This window comes from Nocardiopsis lucentensis DSM 44048 (assembly GCF_000341125.1).
Classification (GTDB): Bacteria; Actinomycetota; Actinomycetes; order Streptosporangiales; family Streptosporangiaceae; genus Nocardiopsis; species Nocardiopsis lucentensis.
This window is the reverse complement of record NZ_ANBC01000744.1, coordinates 1-1,171: the sequence shown is the minus strand read 5'-3', so window position 1 is coordinate 1,171 and position 1,171 is coordinate 1. Positions and strand designations below refer to the sequence as shown.

The following is a 1,171-nucleotide window of genomic DNA, read 5'->3' as shown; positions in this document are numbered from 1 at the left end:
GGTGAGCGGGTCGGCGGTGAAGAGCACCCCGGCGACCCGCGCGTCCACCATCCGCTGGACGACGACCGCCATGCGCGTGTCGGCGCGATCGATCCCGACGGCCTCGCGGTAGGCGACCGCGCGGTCGGAGTCCAGGGACGCCCAGCACCGGCGCACCGCCGCCACCAGCTCCTCGGTCCCGCGCACACCGAGCACCGTGTCCTGCTGTCCGGCGAAACTGGTGCCGGGCAGGTCCTCGGCCGTCGCGCTGGAGCGGACGGCGACCGGCCCGCCGCCCAGGCGCTCGTAGGCGGCGGCGAGCTCGTCGGCGGGAACCGTCCCCGACGCGTACGCCTCGGTGGTCAGGCAAAAGCCCGGCGGCACCCGCTCGCCCGACGCGACCATCTCGCCGAGACCGGCGGCCTTACCGCCCACCGTCCCGATCATGCCGGCGTCGATCGCGTCCAGACCGATCACGTTCATCCCGATACCTCCTCGCGGCCTTGGCGAACAGATCCATCGCGTGCAGCACCGCCGCGCGCTCGTCGTCGTCCAGGTGGTCGAGCAGCTTCAGCTGGGCTTCGGCGCGAACGGCGTCGATCCGGCGGAGGANGCCGCCCCCGCCGGTCGTCGGTGTCCTCGCGGCGTTCGACGAGGGCGCGGCGGACGAGCTGGTCGACCAGGCGGCTGGTGCGGGACTCCGAGCGGCCGATGAACGCGGCCAGTTCCTTGACGGTCGGTCCGTCGCGGCGTCGCAGCACCTGGAGTAGGGCCAGGTGCACGACCCGCAGGTCGTCGGCCTCGCTCGCGCGGAGCGTGGTCGGGAACAGGTCGTGTCGGATCTCGCCGAGGACGCGCATCAGACGTTCGTGATCGTTCATGTGCCCCAGAGCAATAGCTGCTGTTGAGCAACTAAACTACGCCGACCCTCCACCGAGATCCAGGGGACCACGTTCGGGCACGGCCTCCTCGCCGCGCACGCGGACGCCCGCGCCCCCATGCTGTGGGAGCTGTGGAACCGTTCCTAAACAGTGTCCAGGAGTGACATCTGATGCCACGTCCCGGAACTGCGCGCACCCCGAACGGTGTTGGACGCGCTGGTCGCCCGCGTTCGCTCCGCGTCCGGCTGCGCGACTACAGGTCGCGGTCCGGGTGCGCGGGGGCGGTCTCCCTCACGCCCCCGGTCACGTGG

The 1,171-nt window shown here is 72.0% G+C and carries 2 protein-coding genes; both read right to left on the bottom strand.

Annotated elements, in window-relative coordinates:
• A partial coding sequence (locus D471_RS36255; RefSeq protein ID WP_040691342.1) for a PEP/pyruvate-binding domain-containing protein occupies positions 1-462 on the bottom strand: 462 nt, incomplete at its 3' end.
• On the bottom strand, positions 459-839 hold the full coding sequence (locus tag D471_RS38755; RefSeq protein WP_449406576.1) for a MarR family transcriptional regulator: 381 nt from the start codon (positions 837-839) through the stop codon (positions 459-461). The genes D471_RS36255 and D471_RS38755, both read right to left, overlap by 4 nt.
• Positions 840-1,171: the final 332 nt, after the last annotated feature.